We start from the raw sequence: 17,183 nt of genomic DNA, 5'->3' as shown, positions 1-17,183 counted from the left end.
CAGACATGATTGAAACTATGTCAGATGACTTAAGAAGATTTAAGCATGACTATGCTAATGTACTCCATATATTAGAAAGCTATATAGAGTCTAATGATATAAAAGGTCTAAAAACATTTTATAAAAATGAACTCCAACCTGACAGTGAAAAAATAATAAATAAGAATAGGAGTTTATATTTACTTAAGAATATAAAAATTAATTCTCTAAAGGGATTAATCTCATCTAAAATTTATAGTGCAAATTCAAATAATATTAATACTTATATAGAAGTCTATGATGATATACATGAATTATCCATTAACGAAATAGATATATGTAGAATTGTTGGCATTCTTCTTGATAATGCAATAGAAGCAGCAGTTTTATGTGATAAAAAAGTTATTCGTCTAGCCATAATAAAGAAAGAGAATTATACATCTTTTATAATTAGAAATATTTGCCGTAAGAATACTCCACCTATACATAAGATGTATGAAGATGGTTTTTCAACTAAAGGTTACGGTAGAGGAATAGGCTTAAATACAGTTAGAAAAATTATAAATGAAAAGTATGCAAAAAATGTATTTTTGCATACTAAAGTTAAAGATTATATATTTAAACAAGAATTAGTTATTAAAGACTTAAATTAACTTAATCTACTTTGTATAAAGATTTTGGCATTTTAGTTTCTTTGGCTAAGAAAAACAAACACATTGAAGATGAAGTTTCCGCAATTATCATTGATACTGTACATAGTGCAATTGCTATGCATTTTTTTATTTTTAGCGTTCTCATAATTATATACATTCCTTTCCTTAATAAAAAATTTCAATCAGTTTAGCTTTAAACTAAACTGATTTATTATTATCTAATTATATTATATAGGATTTAATATTTATAGTACTTATACCATAAATATATAAAATATCTCCTAAAGTCATTCTGTGATAAAAATGCACCTTTAGGATGAATAAGATATGCATTGAGGAAAATCCATTGTAAGAGAAATAAAATCATGTTATTCTCTAATTATACAATAATTACAAATATTTCTAAAGCATGTTTATAAATGCAAAATTTAATTGTATATTATTATTTTTAGGAGGTAAGATATGTTGAACTTTCAAGAATCAGCTAATAAAATTGATGGATACATAAACTATTTAAAAGAGAATACAAATCAGCCAAGAGCTTTAGCTAAACTTTTTAAAACAGACTCATCTTGTTATATTTATGATACTGGGACAAGTAAAGTTTTAAATTGCAGCGAATTTGAGTATAGGATATTGGAAAAAATTATAACTGGCAAAATAGATGAAATAGTAAACTTGAAGAATGAAGTTAGTGAAGAAGAATATTTTGAGGCAATAATAAATATTAAGAATGCTATAGAAGAAGACGATATTCTAAAAGCAGGCAGTGAATTCAAATTTTTTTCTCCAGGTCATTATGAAGAATTAGACGATGAGTTAGATAATCGTGTAAGGCAAATTGTATTAGAGTTAACAGAAAAGTGTAATTTGAGATGCTCATATTGTATTTATTCTGAAGACTATACCGAGAGAAGAAGTTTTGGTGAAAATGATATGACAGAAGATATTGCTAAAAGAGCAATTGATTATATTAATTTGCATGGTGATAAAGAAAAAGGGATTGCTGTAACTTTCTATGGAGGAGAAGCACTTATAAAATTTGATTTATTGAAAAAGTGTGTAGAGTATGCAAAGAATACAATCAAAGATAAAGAACTTTCTTTCTCTTTGACAAGTAATCTGACATTAATGACAAAGGACATTGCTGAATACTTGGCATCTGTAGATGGGTTTAATATAACCTGTAGTATAGATGGTCCACAAGAAATTCATGATAGTTCAAGAAAGGATATCAATGGTAAAGGCAGTTTCGAAAGAGCTATAAAGGGTTTGAAGTATATAGTGGATGCTTTAGGTGATAGTGCAGCGGATAGAATAACACTCAGTATGGTTTTTAATAGACCATTTTCTTTTGAGAAAATAAAAAAAATAGACAGTTTTTTCAAAAATTTGAACTGGCTTCCTAAAACAATAAGCAAAAATATAACATATCCAACTGCAAGCAATGTCAATTATGGCGAGATTGAAAGAATGATTGCTGAAAAAGGAGGATTTCCGGACTATCTAAGAATTTGGTCTTCAGAAACATATCTAAATAAAGTGAAAAATTCAGAAGACAAGGAGTTCTTTTTAAGAGATGCTGTCGAATCAATATTCATTAGAATTCACCAACGTACAATATTGGTAAAGCATATTAAAGATAACAATTTAAATGCATGTTGTGTTCCTGGTGGCAGAAAGATATATGTTACAACAAATGGAGATTTTCAAATATGTGAAAGAATTGATGGGTCACCAGTAATAGGGAATGTATATCATGGAGTAGATAGAAAAAAAGTTAAGGAATTATTAGTGGAAGAGTATGCTGATAAGTCTTTAAATGATTGTAAAAACTGTTGGGCATCCAGATTATGTGAAGTATGCTATGCTATGTGCTTAAAAAATGAAAAGCTTGATATGAGAAAAAAAAGATTTTATTGTAATGCCACTAGAAAGAACATGGAAAAATATCTAATACTCTATCATAAATGTTTGGAAATTAACCCTAAGGAATTAGAATACTTAAATGATATCAAAGTACAGTAGAGTATTATCATGAAAAAGAATATTAATTCACATTATAATAAAATGGACAAACTCAAATCAGGAATTTTAAAAAATGGCTTTAGTTATTATATATATGAAAATGATGTTGAATCAGATGTAATAAGAATATCTTTATTGGTTAAAGTTGGTTCTCTAATGGAAAATGATAATCAATCAGGAATAGCACATTTTATTGAGCATATGTGTATCTACAATAGTGATTTTGTGCACGAAAATCAAGATAATAAAGACTTTAAGAAAAATAAATTAATATCAGGTTATACCAATTTCGAACAAACAGTATATTATTTAAATTGTAAAGCTAGTCAACTTAAGGATGCTTTATCCATTTTTAAAGATATAATAATGGGACGTAATCTTGTGATAAGCAGTATGAATCAAGTAGAAGAAGAATTGATATTTGAAATAACTGCTGAAAGTAAATCACCCAAATTTAGATTACAACAAGCTATTTTGCCCGAACTAGTTGGCATTAGAAATCTAAAAGATAAGTTACCTTTGGGAAAATTAGATTGTATTCATAATTTAAGTTTTGAAGATGTACAAAAGTTTCATAACAAATGGTATAAGCCAGAAAACAGTGCTGTTTTTATAGTTGGCTCAACTGAAAAATGTAAATGTAAAGAATTGTTAGAGAAAGTTTTTTCAACTATTGAAAGAAGTAATCTAAGTTATGTAAAACCATTCTTTAATAATTATAAAAGTTCAAATAAAGTTTTAATGAATATTGTTGATAGTCTGAAGTATGATGAGATGCAGTTATACTACTTGAAACCAGTCATATATTACAATTCAATGGATGATAACCTAAAGTCGAAAATAACAGATTATTTTGGTTTGACATTAATTGAAGGATATATTAAAGAAGCATTGAGAAGCAAGGAGGTAGATTTTATCAGCTTAGATTTTGTATCAGAACAATTGTTGAGTGAATTGAATTTTAGCGTTCTGGAGTTGAAGGTTAAAGAAGGGATTTTAAAAAAAGCTGAATATGTCTTTAATATTATAAAGGAACTGGCATCTCATGGACTCTCAGAAAAACAATTTATAAAATATAAGCAAAGTTTTTTATACGAGTTAACAGAATATTATAGACAGAATCAAGTGATTAGTAATAAAACCATAACAAAAGAATGTATAAAAAATTATTTGTATAAGGAACCATTAATTTCTGTTAACTATGAATATAATTTGTGTTGTTCTATTGTTCAGGAACTTTCACTTAAAGACTTCAATATTCTCATAGAAAATATTTTTAAAAATGAAAATTTGTTAATTTCATTTAATTCTAAAAAAAATTTGTTTGAAAGTAAAGATGAACTTGAGAGAATATTGAAATTAAATCAATAGTAACTTTAATTTCTCTAAAGGTGCCGAAATGTACATAAGAGGAAATTAATGTTTATTATAAATTTTAAAAAAATAGGGGAGGAAAAAATTATGAAATTAGTAAATCCAGTAGGAAGAAATGTTACTACATTTGCAACAGAGGTAAATCGTTGTACATGCTATTGCGCTAATAATTGGAATGCAGGATTTAACCAAGGAAATGATTACTTATGTGGATGCAACTGCTATTGGCTTAATACCAACAATGAAAATGCTAACCTTAATGTAGCTGTTGTTGCTATATAAGAGTAACACAAAAAAATCTCGCATAATTTTTATTATGCGAGAAATTTTATTTTTCTATATTGAAAGGAAATGCTTAGAATATGGTAAAGATTAAAACCTCCATTAATGAAACAAAAAAGATAACTATTTTTATATTAAAAACAATAAAATTATTATGGGATAGTTCAAAAACAAGTTTCATAATTACACTGATAGTTACAATTATTAATGGTGTAATTAGTCCCTTAAACTTAGTAATTTCTAAGTATTTGATTGACAGTGTTGTAGCTGCCTTGGCTCATTCAAATAATCATAAATATTATAATTTGGTATTTTTGTGGTTAGGTATAGAATTGACAGTTGCTGTTTTTTCCCAATTAATTCAGCGAGTAAATGCATATTATTCCACAATTCAAGTGAAGATTTTAAATAATTATATATCTAAGCTTATAGTGAAAAAATCAAATGAATTAGATCTTTCATTTTTTGAAAATAACGATTTTTACAATAAAATTGAAAAAGCAAACAATCAATCAGCTTATTCTGCAATGGCAATTAGCAATGCATTAATGGAAGTAATAAAAAGCTTTACTACATTGGTGGGGTCTATAGCAATCGTAATTCAGCTAAGTTCAGTTATGCTTATTTTATGCGTGCTGACATCTATTCCTATGTTTGTTTTAAATATAAAAATATCAGAATTTCAATATAATATTTATAGTAAGAGAATAGAAAAAACTAGATTTGCACAGAATCTTCAGAAGCTAATGTTTCATTATAATAGTGTTAAGGAAATTAAACTAAGTAGATTAGGCAAGTATTTTGAAAACTTAATATTATTAGTATATAAGAATAATCTTGATAAAGATAAATCCGTGGAAAAGAAGAGGTTTGGACGTTTGAGTATTGCCGATTGTTTAAGTTTGGTTATTGCATATTGCTATAAAATTTATATAATTTTTACTACTATTACTAATGGGTTAACTATAGGATCGATGAATATGTATATGACAGCAGTAACCAATGTAGATAACTCCGTTAAAATCACTTTGAATAACATGGCACAATTATATTCGTACAATCTTTATATAGAAAATTTATTTTATGTATTAGATTTGAAACCAATAATTGTAGATAAAGAAGAAGTAAAAATGCTTAAGAATGTCATAATGGATTGTATTGAATTTAGAAATGTATCCTTTAAGTATTCAGGAGCAAATAAATATACATTAAAAAATGTTAGTTTTAAAATAAAAGCAAATGAAAATTGTGCCATTGTTGGACTAAATGGATGCGGAAAAACAACAGTTATTAAACTTTTGGCAAGGTTATATGAACCAACAGAAGGTGAAATTTTTATTGATGGAATAAATATTAATGAATTTAGATTAGAGTCGCTATATAAATGTATAAGCGTGGTATTTCAAGATTTTATGAAGTACCCATTTACAGTGAAGGAAAATATAGGCTTTGGTGATATAGAAAACCTTGATGATATGGATAGGATAGAGCTTTCAGCTAAAAAGGCAAATGCCTACGAGTTCATTCAATCATTAGAAAATAAATTTGATACAAGATTAGAAAAATTATGGTCAAATGGAGTTGAATTATCCTTAGGACAGTGGCAAAAGCTGGCTATTAGCAGAGCATTTATGAGTGATTCATCAATCTTAATTTTAGATGAACCAACAGCTTCTGTTGATGCTGAAACAGAATATGAATTGTTTAAAAATTTCAAAGAATTAGTAGGTAATCGAACTAGTATATTAATATCTCATAGATTTTCTACAGTGAGGATGGCTGATTTAATAATAGTATTGAATGAAGGTACAGTTGTTGAAAAAGGGACACATAAAAGTTTATTGCTAAAAGAAGGTCTCTACTCAAAGTTATACAATATGCAAGCAGAAGGATATTTAGATAATTCTGTAGATGTGGCTAATTGAACAATGAATGTATTTACTACTTTCATTGTTCATTATCATCTTAACGTTATCTTAATGTTGATTTTGTTATTATATATAAAACAAATAAAAATATTAAAAGAAGGTGGATTAATGAAGAAGAAGAGAATTGTATTATTTGTATCTTTGATAGTAATCATATTAATTATTGGTCTTTATCCTATTATTAGTAAAAATCAATTAGATACTAGAGAAAGTAACACTTTGAAAATTTATATAACTGGAAAAGATGATGTTTATGACAGAAGATTAGGTGGAATTATTAATGAATTTGAAAAAAAATATCCTAATATAAAGATTCAAAAAGTGATGTTTAATCCTAATATAAAGATTCAAAAAGTGATGTTTAATCCTAATGATGGTGATGGATATGTAAAAAAAATGCTTGCAGATATTTTAGCAGGAGATGGTCCAGATGTACTATATTTAGATAATATGAGTACCAGAAAATTAGAAAAATCAGATATGCTTCTTGATTTAAAACCCTTTATTGAAAAAGATACGAGTTTCAAGAAGGAAGACTACAATATGAAAGTTATAGAGGCAGGTTTATATAATAGTCATCAGGTAATAATGCCTTTAGATTACTATGTTAACCAATATATAACTACCGAACAACTTTTGAAAAAAAATAATGTTAATTTACAAGATAACTACTCTCAAAAAGATTTTATGAAGGCACTGGATGGATATATTACTTCAGCAAATGGAGATAAAAATAAACTTCTCTTTGCTATGCCAATGAATATAGAGGATTTTTTAGCCAGCAGCGGTGAAAAATTTATTGATTATGACAATAAAAAAGTATATTTTGATAAGCCAGAGTTTAAAGAAATAATAGATAACTATAAAAAAATCTATAATGCATCTAAAAAGCCAGCAGATATCACGGGTACTTCTGGAACTGATGGTTTTGAAGCTTTAAAGAATGGAAATACCCTGTTCTCAAATGATCCAATTGATAGGACTCAAGATATTTTTTTTCAATATGAATCTCTAGTAAATCAAGTTATTGGGGAGAAACAAATTATTAATGCAATGCCAAACTATAAAAGAGGCGATAATGTTACTGCTATTGTAGGCTATTCATTGGCTATAAGTAAAAATACTAAAAATAAACAAGCTGCCTATAACTTCATAAAGATTGCTATATCTGAAGATATACAAGGATCACGCAATCTACCTTCAAGCATACCAGTTAATAAAAAAGCTGCAAGAGATTTAGAAAATCAGTATATGAAAGCTGAAGTTAATCATACCTATAAATACAGTAAAAACATAACAATAGCACAACAGCCTTTATCTAATAATTTTCAAAACTACTACAATAAAATAGTAGATAATGTAGGTAATGCACAGATTACTAATTCTGATATAGAACGGATGATGATGGAATCTTTAACTCCATATTTTGAAGATAAATCATCTTATGAAACCTGTATTAAAACTTTAGAAAACAAAGTCAAATTATATATTAATGAGTAAGAAATATTGTAACTATTCAGCCATTGACAAAATAAATTAATTGGTTCAACGGCTTATATAGCTAATTATTATTTGTAAAATAATACCAATCCTTAAAAAGTCCCAAAATACTGTGATGATTTTTGAATTTCACTCTATCATTTAACTATATATTGTGATTTTTTAAATATAAAAATCAATATATAGTGGCTGAATAGTTACGAAATATTAGACTATGGGAATCCCTACTAGAAAAATGGAAATTTCTTCTTAATCTATACAAAATATAAACTTATTATTTGAAGGAGTATGTATAATGAAAGGTAAAAAAATATAAAAATTGTGATAATTGTAGTTAGTATGTTTATTTTGATGTTCGTAGTAGGATGTTCAAATACAAATAAAAATTCTGGTAATCAACAATCTTCAACAACCAATGGCAATTCTCAAAATAATAAATCTCCAGATGCAGCATCATCAGATGACGAGGCAAAAGATGCAATTGTACGAACTGTATCTGGTAAAGGAGCGGAGAATTCAGTTGCAAAAGATACAGCTGGATCCGCATCCGATATTAAAGAACGTTCATTGGTATATGTGTGGGGGAATAAAGATGGAGATACAGTTACTGCTAAAGATTATTTTTAACCAGTAAGGAAGTTAATGGAGATAGTGAATTATAATAAGCGAGAAAACATAATCGGATATATATTTGCAGCTCCATCCATAATAGGATTTCTGTTATTCTTTGGAATTTCTTTCATAATAAGTTTAGTGTATTGTTTTACACAAGGAGCTTGAAATATAGAGTATGTTGGTTTTAAAAATTTTATAGATTTATTTAATAATAGTGCCTTTCAATTAACAGTTAAAAATACCATCTTAACGTTATCTTAATGTTTGTTTTGCTAATATATAGATAGCAAGAAAAAATGTTAAGAAGGTGAAGTAATGAAGAAAAAAATTATATTATTTGTACCCCTGCTAATAATTATATCAGTTATAGGTATTTATCCTGTAATACATAGGGAAAATTTAGACTCCAACGAAAGTAATACTTTAAAAATCTATCTTCCAGGACAAAATGGAAATTATGATAAGCGACTTGAAGCTGTTATTAATGAATTTGAAAAGAAATATCCCAATATAAAGATTGAAAAGGTGATAGTTGACGATAGTTTTGGGAATGCAGAATATACAAAAAAATTACTTACAGATACTTTAGCGGGAGACGGTCCGGATATACTAGATTTAGACAATATGAGTACCAGAAAACTAGAAAAATCGGAAATGCTTATGGATTTAAAACCTCTTATAGAAAAGGATAAGGATTTCAAAAAAGAAGATTACAATACAAAAGTTATTGAAGCAGGCTTGTATAATGGCAAACAATTACTAATGCCTTTAGATTATTATGTTAATCAATATATAACTACTGAACAACTTTTGAAAAAAAATAATATTAATTTACAAGATAACTACTCTCAAAAAGATTTCATGAAGGCACTGGATGTATATATTACTTCAGCAAATAGTGATAAAAATAAATTTCTCTTTGTCACGCCAATGAATATAGAGGACTTTTTAGCTAGCAGTGGTGAAGAGTTTATTGATTACAACAATAAGAAAGTATATTTTGACAAGCCAGAGTTTAAGGAGATAATAGAGAACTATAAAAAAATCTATAATGCATCTAAAAAGCAATCAGATATTACGGGTATTTCTGGAATTGATGGCTTTGAAGCTTTAAAAAATGGAAATGCTCTATTTTCAAATGATCCTATTAATATAAGAGACACTTTTTTTGTATACGAATCTATGATAAATCAAGTTATTGGAGAGACAGAAATTATAAATAGTATGCCAACTTATAAAGAAGGAGGTAAAGCTACTGCTATTGTTGGTCGATCCTTAGCTATAAGTAAAAATTGCAAAAACAAATCAGCAGCATATAACTTTATAAAGATTGCTATTTCTGATGATATACAATCATCACCTAATTTACCTTCCTTTATACCAGTCAATAAGAAGGCTGTAAAAAATTTGAAAGATCATTATATGAATAATGAAGTAAATAGTATTCTTCAAGTGCCTTTTCATAAGAATACAAAAATAGTAAAACAGCCATTATCTGATAATTTTCAAAAATATTACGGTAAGATAACAAATAATATAGAAAATGCTGTAATTCCTAATTCTGAAGTAGATCAGATGATGATTGAATCTTTAACTCCCTATTTTGAGGATAAATCATCTTATGAAACATGTGTTAAAACTTTAGAAAATAAAGTCAAATTATATATTAATGAATAAAGGGAAAAGGAGTATGTATAATGAAAAGTAAAAAAAATATAAAAATTGTGATAAGTGTAATTAGTCTGATTATTTTAATGCTTGCAGCAGGATGTTCAAATACAAATAAAAATCCTAGCAACCAACAATCTTCAACAACCAGTGGAAATTCAGAAAACAATAAACCTTCCAATGCAGCATCACCAGATTCCGAAGCAAAGGATGCAGCCCTAAACGGACTAGTAGCAAAAATAGATGGAAATAAGATAAGTATTATAAAAATGATAAAAAAAGACAATAAAGACAATTCAAACGGATCAATGCCTAAAAAAGGATCATCAGCAGCGACTAAAAATATGATTACATTTGAACTTAGTAACAACACTACTGTAATTGTTAGAACTGTGTCTAACCAAGGAATCAAGAATACAGATACAAAAGATGCAGCTGGGTCCATATCAGATATTAAAGAAAATTCGTTTGTAGAGGTGTGGACTAAAAAAGATGGGGACACAGTTACAGCTTCAAAGGTAATAGTATCTATATTCAATTAAGCATTATTTTTAACCAATAAGGGAGTGAATAGCGATAGTGAATTATAATAAACGTGAAAGTATAATTGGATATATTTTTGCAGCTCCATCCATAATAGGATTTCTGTTATTCTTTGGAATTCCTTTCATAATAAGTTTAGTGTATTGCTTTACACAAGGAGCTGGAATTGTAGAGTACGTAGGTTTTAAAAATTTTATAGATTTATTTAATAATAGTGCCTTTCAATTAGCAGTTAAAAATACATTGTTATTTAATTTAATAAGTGTACCATTAGTTATGATAATATCTTTAGGAATCACTATTATTTTGAATAGTAAGATAAAAAGAGGTTCCTTCTTTAGAACAATATTAACTTTACCACTGGTTATTCCTGTAGCCTCTGTAGTGCTTGTATGGCAGATATTCTTTGCCCATACAGGTACTGTGAATCAGCTGCTTTCTATGCTGGGAATTGCTGGGCCTGATTATCTTAGTACAGGCTGGTCATTTTTTATTCTTGTTTTACTTTATGTATGGAAAAATTGCGGCTACAATATGATAATATTTCTTGCAGGACTGAACAATGTACCAAAGGAATACTATGAAGCAGCAGCCATTGACGGCTATGGAAAGGTTGGGATTTTTTTTAATATTACTTTACCACTAATAGTTCCCACCATATTCTTTGTATTTATAATTTCACTTATAAATTCATTGAAAATTTATAGAGAAGCCTACCTGCTTTCAGGACAATATCCTGATTCAAGCATTTATATGCTGCAGCATTTTATAAACAATAATTTTGCCAATTTAAATTATCAAAGACTTTCCACCGCATCAGTTATAGTTTTTATTTTTATATCAATTTCCATTTATTTTTTATTTAAATTGCAGAACAAATATGATGTATAAGGAAGGATGATTATGATAAAAGAAGTAAAAGAGAACATATTTTTAAAAGTAAGTAAATACTTAATTTTAATTGTTTTTGCTGTCTGTGCCTTGCTTCCGGTAGTATATATGCTATCAAGTTCATTTATGGACACTGGAGAGGTTCAGCAGTCACTTTCAAATTACAGCTTTCATATTGTGCCTAACTCTTTTACCTTAATTCAATATTATGAAGTTTTTCTTAGAAGTCCGGAATTTTTATTGAAATTTTGGAATTCTATAATACTTACATTACCTACGGTTTTGGGTCAGATATTAATATCTGTTTTAGGAGCTTATGCTTTTGCAAAGATAAATTTTCCATTTAATAAACCTATATTTTTTATGTTTATTTTACTTATGCTAATGCCCTATCAGGTAACTCTTGTACCGATATATATTATTCTTAAAAAAATGAATTTAGTAGGCAGCTATGCCTCAGTAATACTTCCAGGAATGTTTTCAACCTTTGGTGTATTCTTGTTAACCCAGTTTATAAAATCTATTCCTGACGAACAGTGTCAGTCAGCAAAAGTTGATGGGGCTAATCATATTCAAATATTATTTAAAATTATACTGCCTCAATGCAAAGGTGCTGTGGCTTCACTTGCCATACTCAGTTTCTTAGATAACTGGAACATGATTGAACAACCTTTAATCTTACTAGAAAATACAAAACAACCAATGTCTATTTTTTTATCACAAATTAATGAAACAGAGCTTAGAGTAGCTTTTGCAGCAGGAGTATTATTTATGATTCCATCAATACTTATATTCTTAAAAGGTGAAAAACAGCTGCTGGAGGGAATACAGCATCTTGATTTGAAGTAAGTTCTTAATTCAGGTGGGGATTCTTTTACCCCATCTGAATTTTAGAACTACGAATGCATGGCTTACTTGGCGTTGAACTCCTACTTGAAGAAAAGCAGACAAAACAAAATTTATTTTGTATTTGGTCGCTTTCACAGAGTGCAAGCAGAGAACCAAAATCTTCTTTTTGATTTTGTGTAAATCGCTGTACAGAGTGCGTGGGAGACTTACGCCAAGTTAGTCAGGTTAAAATAGGAGGATTTATATGAATAAAAGAAATAAGACTATTAATATAATTATTATAATTTTCATTGCTATTATAGTTTTCTGCACATATTTTTCTAAAACTATAAAGAATATGCTGCTTCCTGAAGTTAGTGTAGTTACTTTGAAGTCAGGAACCATAGGAAATAATTATCAGACGGAAGGAACTATAAAATATGCAAATACTCATAAAATTTATGCTATAAATAGTTGGAATGTTAAGGACGTTCTTGTAAATATAAATCAAGATGTTAAAAAGGGGGATATTTTAGCTAAAGTAGATAATGATGCAATAACTTTAAGTGAAAGAGAAGAAAAAGCCACAATAATAAACCTTAAAAATCAAATAGAAGCTTTAAAAAAATTACCTAATCCTGATGAGAATAAGATTAAAGAATTTCAATTTCAATTGGATACAGAGAATATGAAATATAAACAGATTCGTAAAGGATTAACTTCAGATGGAAGTATATTGTCAGATATAGATGGAAAAATAGTAGCTGTAAATTCACAAAATGGAACTGAAAGCTCAAATTCCAGTAAATCATCACTTAGCAGTGTCAGTACTGGAGCAGGTGGTAATCCATTGTTTGAAATTGTAGCAAGCCATCCTGATTTTCTCGTTAATTGGACTAATAATTCTAATGATGCAAAAAATATTGCAGTAGGTGATAAAGTGAATATTATAACCTCCAGTAGTGATAATAATAATTCGGCAAAAGAATTAACCGCTAACGTTTTACAAAAACAATATAATGATCAAACAAATGAATATGAATTTTCCGCTAGTATAGATGGTAAACCAAACCTTAAAGAAGATGACAATGTTATTATAAGTACTGCAGACAATACAAAAAGATATGACAATGTAATACCAAAAAGTTGTTTGACTGAAGACAATGGTTTGAATTACATATATGTTGTAAGCCAAAAGGGTGGGGCCTTAGGATATTATGAATATGTTCAAAAGGTTCAGGTACAGGTGGTAGCTTCCGATGATGAAAATTGTTCCATCAAACCGGAAGATGAAGGATCACTTCCAAGTAATAATCTTGGCATTGTAATGAGCACCTCTAAAGCTATAGATGACAACTCAGAAGTTAAATTGGATACGGGAAATTAGTAGAGGTGATTTTGTGAATATAAGAAGAATGATAAAATTAAGATTCATAATAAGTTTAATTGTGTTAATTCTGCTGATTATATTGAGTACTTATTTTAATTTAGCTTTAAACAAAAATGTTTCCAATATATTAGAATACAAAAAAATAAGTAAAAGTTTGAATACAAAGGACAACGGTATAACCTTTGACGACCTCAATAAAGTAAAGGAAAAATATAAAGAACTTACCTTTACAGGCTATAAGGAAACTTTGTGTGATGTAAAGAATAAATACGGTAATTCACCTGGTAAAAAAGCAAAAACAAAAATGGTGTTAACAGATGAAAACTATTTTAGTTTATACCCTTATAAAATGATAGCAGGGGGCAAAATTGACTTTTTATCTGTAGAAAATGGGAATAAGATTGTAGTAATAAGTGATGTTTTGGCTAATGATCTATTTAAAAGCACTAAAGTAGTTGGAAACATTATTTCTTTAAATGATGAAAATTACAAAATTGTTGGCGTATATAGAGAAAATCAATCTTTTGCTTACAGCATCTCAGAAGATGCCTATGAAAGGGTATATGTTCCCTATACCTCCTATAGCACAAAGAATAAAAATGAAAGTTTATTTTTGGATATATTTTCCACTAGGGAAACGGCAAAAACCACTTATAAGAATATTAATAATAATTTGAGCAGAACGCTAGGAGGAGGCTTATCCTTATACAATATAGTTAACTATACAACATTAAAGAAAATAAGTTTTCAGTATACACGAATATTCTATTTTATAATAGGTATTTGCGGGATTATTCTTCTAATAAAAATAGCATTAAAATATTTTAAAAGCTTAGCAGCATTTTTTAAAGAGAAACTTAAAACTAATTATTTTGGTGAGATATTAAGAAATAATAAGAAAGAAATTTTCTTTACTTCTTCAAAGATACTATTGTGTTTAGCCAGTATAATTATAATTTTCAGTCTAATAAAATTTAATATAACCATTGATAATAAATATCTACCAAATGACAATATTTTCGAAATAAGTTTTTATAGAAAAACTTATTTCGAAAATATGCAGCTTAAGAATGCCAATGAAAGTGGCTTTAGTAATGTTTATGACAGGTATATAACTAATGTAACTAATATAGAAAAGATAATTCTTTTAGGGGAAATAATAAGTTTTATTATTCTTATGGTGGATGGAAAATTATTATTAATGTTAAAGTCAAAAAAGAAAAATAAATAATTTAGAAAGTAAATAGGTATAACTAAACAAATTTATCTTGATAAAAAGTGAATATAGTTAAGTTTTATATTTATTTTTGCATATTATTATGTATAAACTACAATAATTTGTATAATAATACAATGATATGAGAAAATTTTCCGGGAAAATACTTTTTAATACTGCATAAATATTCATTCCCTATTATTATAGAATGTTACTCATTATCTTTATAAACTTTACATTTTAGTGATATTTTTTTATATTTTAATTCGAAATTTTTTCCTCTAATAGCCGCTATAGCAATAAACCATACTATCATATTTAAAATTAACAAAATTATAATCAAAATATTTTCATCTCCATGTTTATTTTTTGAAATAATTTGGTATAATAAAGGTAAGGGAGCTATTAGCTTCAAGTGTTGATATAAAATTTAATTGGAAGATAAGTAGTTACAGCTACTTATCTTCTTTTCTTTTGGAACCTATCTTTAAATGCAAATCTTTTATTGTTAATTGTATTTCAATAGGGTGTTTAGAATTACATATTATAATTAACCCAATCAGTATTGCTACTGATAAGATTACATCTCCTATGTATTTCTCCATAAGGCTCACCCCCTCATTGGTTACTTCTATTCACCAATAGCTCCCTTATAACAGGGGTAAACCTTTATATCAACTACACCAATAATTTTCATCTATTATTATACCATAAAATATAGTTTATAATCTTTATTTTAAATTCATCGTTTGTGTCAAGTTTACGTTGGCACTTTTCTTATCTAAATTTTACCATTATAATTTAATCAAATTTTTTATATTAAAAGGGTTTTGTTTTTTAGCCCGAAAGGGCGTATTTTCCCCTTGTATTTTATTACCATTTCTTTCTTACCTATAAACTAATTCACTAAAACATCTATCTTCAAAAATTCTTCTTATTGCTTTTCTTCCGTTAGTTATGGCGGAGCCTGTAAATGGGACCTTACCCTTGTGTACAGCATATGTTTTAGATTTAGAAATATTTTTATTTACTTCAGCAGCTGATAAAACTATTATTTCTTCAATTTTATCAAATTTTTCTTTGGTCAAAACACTATTGCATAGTTCATCTAAGCTCTTATAAAGTCTATTACTAAATCTCTCTGCTTGTATTTTAGCCATATTTTCTGCACCACTAATTGACCAGCTCATTTTTCTGCCTTTCATTCGTTGAGCCAATACATCACATATATTATGTTCCATAGTACCCAAATGTCTATATTCAAGCCCTTCGGGCGGTTCTGGCAGCTTTATGTCTTCCCTAAGATGATATGGTATTAATCCTTCTTTATTATTTACAAAGTAATTGTACAAATTAGATAATTTCTTCATTTCTTTTTCATCAGCATTATTTTTTATCATTAATTGTTCTATACTATTCAAGCTTTCAGATACTTTCCCTTTGTGTAATAAATCTATAAGTTTTTTTGCTTCTTGTTTATCATTTACTGCTCTCAAAACGGCTTGACTCTTGTGAAAAGGATCAAGTTGATAATATATACCTTCGTCTTCAATACTTGCCTTTATCCAGGCTGCGCCATCACCATTTATTATACGAGTATCTATTTCATCCACGTTATACACTTCTTCAACTGTAGCTTTTGATAACTCTTTAAAAGTCTTAGCATCTCCAAAACTTGCACAGACTAATTTATTTTCTACAACATATTCATTTTTACTAGAATGACGCTTTTTCCAGCCTTCATAACTTATACCTAACTTCAATTCTTTTTTCTTGTTTTTACCCTTTACAGGCTTATTTTTACCTTGAATATTCAGCCATATTCCATCCTGTTCTTGAAAAAGCACCTTGACTTCTTTTGCTCCAGAAAGTTTTCCTTGTTTGCTAAGCTCAACCTTTCTTGCATCTCTTTCTTTAAGCTTTTCTCCAAAACCTTGCACAACATTCCACACTGCCGTGTGACTGACATCTTGATTACACATGAGCTTTATATTATTAGCTGTCTTTCTATATGAAATTTCAGTAACATTACTCAAAATATTTTCAACAAGGTTCATAGACATATGTCCTATAGTATCCATTTCTAAATACTCATCTAAGAGGTATTTATACGCTTTTTTACCGCCATCAACTCTATATTCATAAATTCGTCTGTCAATTTCTACATTGCCCATAATAGTCTTTATGCAAGTATGCCTTTTTCCTTTATCCCGTAGGGAACTGGTATCTCTTTCATCCATCAATCTTTTATCAATCTGATCTAAAGTGTTATTAGGCATTTTACTTAA

Annotated in this window: 16 protein-coding genes; 13 read left to right on the top strand and 3 right to left on the bottom strand. The window is 28.1% G+C overall.

Annotated features, from left to right (window positions below):
• Positions 1–17: 17 nt before the first annotated feature.
• Positions 18–632 (top strand): sensor histidine kinase, encoded by a 615-nt coding sequence (locus tag CLPA_RS09670; protein ID WP_051035244.1) that lies wholly within the window; start codon positions 18–20, stop codon positions 630–632.
• Position 633: 1 nt separating this feature from the next.
• Here CLPA_RS09670 and CLPA_RS20840 read toward each other — a convergent pair whose 3' ends face one another.
• On the bottom strand, positions 634–777 hold the full coding sequence (locus CLPA_RS20840; RefSeq protein WP_087946539.1) for a cyclic lactone autoinducer peptide: 144 nt from the start codon (positions 775–777) through the stop codon (positions 634–636).
• A gap of 317 nt (positions 778–1,094) precedes the next feature.
• Here CLPA_RS20840 and CLPA_RS09665 point away from each other — a divergent pair, with 317 nt between their 5' ends.
• The 12 genes from CLPA_RS09665 (at position 1,095) to CLPA_RS09610 (ending at position 14,910) form a co-directional block, all read left to right on the top strand.
• The gene (locus tag CLPA_RS09665; RefSeq protein ID WP_034830048.1) at positions 1,095–2,660 is read left to right on the top strand and encodes a radical SAM protein; all 1,566 of its coding nucleotides are present in this window, start codon (positions 1,095–1,097) and stop codon (positions 2,658–2,660) included.
• Positions 2,661–2,669: 9 nt separating this feature from the next.
• Positions 2,670–4,031: a M16 family metallopeptidase gene (locus CLPA_RS09660; RefSeq protein WP_003442358.1), complete on the top strand. Its 1,362-nt coding sequence runs from the start codon at positions 2,670–2,672 to the stop codon at positions 4,029–4,031.
• Between the two features lie 90 nt (positions 4,032–4,121).
• A complete protein-coding gene (locus tag CLPA_RS09655; protein WP_143756567.1) occupies positions 4,122–4,316 on the top strand; it encodes a CA_C0660 family putative sactipeptide bacteriocin in 195 nt (64 codons plus the stop codon).
• Positions 4,317–4,396: 80 nt separating this feature from the next.
• Positions 4,397–6,241, top strand: a complete 1,845-nt coding sequence (locus tag CLPA_RS09650) for an ABC transporter ATP-binding protein (protein WP_003442361.1) — start codon at positions 4,397–4,399, stop codon at positions 6,239–6,241.
• A gap of 111 nt (positions 6,242–6,352) precedes the next feature.
• Positions 6,353–7,744 carry an ABC transporter substrate-binding protein gene (locus tag CLPA_RS09645; RefSeq protein ID WP_003442362.1) on the top strand — a complete coding sequence of 464 codons (1,392 nt, stop codon included), beginning with the start codon at positions 6,353–6,355 and terminating at the stop codon, positions 7,742–7,744.
• Between the two features lie 321 nt (positions 7,745–8,065).
• Positions 8,066–8,371: a hypothetical protein gene (locus CLPA_RS09640; protein ID WP_034830050.1), complete on the top strand. Its 306-nt coding sequence runs from the start codon at positions 8,066–8,068 to the stop codon at positions 8,369–8,371.
• Between the two features lie 303 nt (positions 8,372–8,674).
• The gene (locus CLPA_RS09635) at positions 8,675–10,036 is read left to right on the top strand and encodes an ABC transporter substrate-binding protein (RefSeq protein ID WP_003442364.1); all 1,362 of its coding nucleotides are present in this window, start codon (positions 8,675–8,677) and stop codon (positions 10,034–10,036) included.
• A 20-nt stretch (positions 10,037–10,056) separates the two neighbouring features.
• Positions 10,057–10,569, top strand: a complete 513-nt coding sequence (locus CLPA_RS09630) for a hypothetical protein (protein WP_003442365.1) — start codon at positions 10,057–10,059, stop codon at positions 10,567–10,569.
• A 37-nt stretch (positions 10,570–10,606) separates the two neighbouring features.
• Positions 10,607–11,461: a carbohydrate ABC transporter permease gene (locus CLPA_RS09625; protein ID WP_003442366.1), complete on the top strand. Its 855-nt coding sequence runs from the start codon at positions 10,607–10,609 to the stop codon at positions 11,459–11,461.
• A gap of 12 nt (positions 11,462–11,473) precedes the next feature.
• Entirely contained in the window at positions 11,474–12,310 is an 837-nt protein-coding gene (locus CLPA_RS09620) for a carbohydrate ABC transporter permease (RefSeq protein ID WP_003442369.1), read from the top strand.
• A 244-nt stretch (positions 12,311–12,554) separates the two neighbouring features.
• Positions 12,555–13,676 carry an efflux RND transporter periplasmic adaptor subunit gene (locus CLPA_RS09615; protein ID WP_003442371.1) on the top strand — a complete coding sequence of 374 codons (1,122 nt, stop codon included), beginning with the start codon at positions 12,555–12,557 and terminating at the stop codon, positions 13,674–13,676.
• A gap of 13 nt (positions 13,677–13,689) precedes the next feature.
• A complete protein-coding gene (locus CLPA_RS09610) occupies positions 13,690–14,910 on the top strand; it encodes an ABC transporter permease (RefSeq protein WP_003442373.1) in 1,221 nt (406 codons plus the stop codon).
• Between the two features lie 440 nt (positions 14,911–15,350).
• Here the strand turns inward: CLPA_RS09610 and CLPA_RS21160 are convergent, their stop codons facing one another.
• Together CLPA_RS21160 and CLPA_RS09605 are read right to left on the bottom strand one after the other, a co-directional pair.
• Positions 15,351–15,500 (bottom strand): hypothetical protein, encoded by a 150-nt coding sequence (locus CLPA_RS21160; RefSeq protein WP_155760369.1) that lies wholly within the window; start codon positions 15,498–15,500, stop codon positions 15,351–15,353.
• A gap of 282 nt (positions 15,501–15,782) precedes the next feature.
• The gene (locus tag CLPA_RS09605) at positions 15,783–17,174 is read right to left on the bottom strand and encodes an ISLre2 family transposase (RefSeq protein WP_051803911.1); all 1,392 of its coding nucleotides are present in this window, start codon (positions 17,172–17,174) and stop codon (positions 15,783–15,785) included.
• Positions 17,175–17,183: the final 9 nt, after the last annotated feature.

It is taken from the genome of Clostridium pasteurianum DSM 525 = ATCC 6013, assembly GCF_000807255.1.
Classification (GTDB): domain Bacteria; phylum Bacillota; class Clostridia; order Clostridiales; family Clostridiaceae; genus Clostridium_I; species Clostridium_I pasteurianum.
This window is presented reverse-complemented; position numbering and strand designations above follow the sequence as displayed.